The sequence below is a fragment of the Methanosarcina sp. DH1 genome, from assembly GCF_020804205.1.
Lineage (GTDB): Archaea > Halobacteriota > Methanosarcinia > Methanosarcinales > Methanosarcinaceae > Methanosarcina > Methanosarcina vacuolata.
In genome coordinates, this window is the sequence record NZ_WJBJ01000043.1 from 1 (window position 1) to 2257 (window position 2257).

At 35.9% G+C, this 2257-nt stretch carries 2 protein-coding genes; both read left to right on the plus strand.

Annotated features, from left to right (window positions below):
* Positions 1-117: PKD domain-containing protein (locus tag FXW07_RS19100; RefSeq protein ID WP_229397185.1), on the plus strand; the 117-nt coding region annotated here is incomplete at its 5' end.
* A 698-nt stretch (positions 118-815) separates the two neighbouring features.
* On the plus strand, positions 816-2257 hold a 1442-nt coding region (locus tag FXW07_RS19105), incomplete at its 3' end, for a PKD domain-containing protein (RefSeq protein WP_229397184.1).

The following is a 2257-nucleotide window of genomic DNA, read 5'->3' on the forward strand; positions in this document are numbered from 1 at the left end:
TCCAAGAACCCTGCGCATAAATACAGTAAAGCCGGAAAATATACTGTAAGCTTAACAGTAAAGAATGCTAAAGGCAGTAGCACTAAAACTATTTCCGGATATATTAAAGTCCAGTAAATAATGAATTCCTAAATTAAAAACAGTAAAAAAGTAAAGGCTAAAGGATAGTGAGAGTTAGCGGGCAAGTCTGAATAAAAAAGCAAAAGTACTCTTTAAAATCAGACTCGAGAATTACTTTTTTTACAATTTTCAGTAACTGACTCTCATAATCCAGTTTATTAATTTATTTTTATCTTATTATGATTTTTAAAACCCTCCGTCATTTCTTTGCGCCAATGCAGCCAGACATTTCTTTGCAGACTTGCCTCTCTTCTATCCTTATTCCTTGACAAAATTTTTATAAAATTTTATTGACAATTGATTATTTTTTAAAAAATCGTCATTTAAATGAAAAAGTTTAAGAATGTAAACAAAGCAAAAATAGTAACATTTTTTATATGAGGGAGAATCCCAAAACTTGATGTAAGTTAGGTATTGCTGCTGATATTACAACCTCAAAGTATGATTTTTACACTGCTTAAATTTGGTAATTAATATTTAATTAAGTTTATTGAAGTGTTAATTGTTAGGGACTTTGGTCATACAACTTATATTGATGGTCAAAAGTTGTAAAGTTTGGAATTCAGTCGTGTGCAAAATTAAAGATTGAAGTCAAAAATCCAAAACCTCGATTAATTATTTACAAGAGATCTAAAAAAGTAATTTCGAGTTTTGGGGCTAATTATGAAAACATATAAGAGAAAAGGAGTAGGACAATGAAAATTAACAAAAAATTACAGTCAGTAGCCTTAGAATCAATAATTATGATTTTATTTTTAGTTCTAGTTTCATCTACGGCATCAGCACAAACTGAACCAGATCATCATAACATTACTCTACCAGAAATCACAAGTGAAACAGGGAATACACCAGATGACCAGGTTCTGTCCGAGGATGTAGCTACAGAAGGAAATGCGACGGCTAGAGAATCTATACAAGCTGCAGCACCAAATATCCCTAAGACCAGGATTACTACTCATGAAACGGCAGCCAATCCAGATATCTACGGTGACAAGATAGTGTGGCAGGATAACCGCAATGGAAACTGGGACATATACATATTTGATCTCTCAACTAAAAAAGAAATTCACACTACCAATACAACAGATCAGATAACTCCTGCTATTTATGGAAATCTGGTAGTTTGGGAGGATGGGCGCAACGGAGGTCATGACATTTATATGGAAGATCTCTCTACAAAAAAACAAACGCGGGTTACAAAAAGCAGTCAAGCATATGATCCTGCAATTTATGATAACAGGATAGTTTGGCAGGACAAACGTAATGGAATTTCGAATATCTACATGTATGATCTATCTACTAATAAAGAAATTCAGATCACTACCAGTGGAACAGCATACAAACCTGATATCTATGGAAACATAGTAGTGTGGAAGGACGAACGTGATGGAAACAACGATATCTTCATTTACGACCTTTCCACTCAAAAGGAAAATCAAGTTTCCACTAGTGGAACAGCAGATGATCCTAGGATCTATGGTAACAAAATAGTGTGGGATACCCGTTATGACTATCCCTCGTCAATATACGTATACGACCTCTCCACTCACAAGGAAACTCGAATTTCTGATGTGTTTTCATACAAGCCAGACATTTATGGTAACAGGATTGTGTATGAGAGTAACCGTAACGATGTAAGTGGAAACACGGATATTTACATGTATGATCTCTCGACTAATAAGGAAACCATGATAACCTTCGAGGACTTGGAAGATCCTGAAAACAATCCGTATCAGGTAGATCCAGCTATATATGGTGATAGGATTGTGTATACAAAAAAATGGTATCCGCAGGGCGACATCTACATGGCTACTCTTGGTTCAGACCTCCCTGTAGCTGCTTTTTCTGCATCCCCAACTTCAGGAAACCTTCCACTGAAGGTACAGTTTACTGACAAGAGCACAGGGTCACCAACTGCATGGAAATGGAGCTTTGGAGATGGAAAAACTTCAACATCCAGGAATCCTGCATACACGTACACTAAAGCCGGAAAATACACTGTCAGCTTAACAGTAAAGAATGCAGCTGGAACAAACACAAAAACAATAAAGGATTATATAACCGTAAAAACAGCTCCTGTAAAACCTGTTGCTGCATTYTCTGCATCCCCAACTTCAGGATATGCACCACTGAAAGT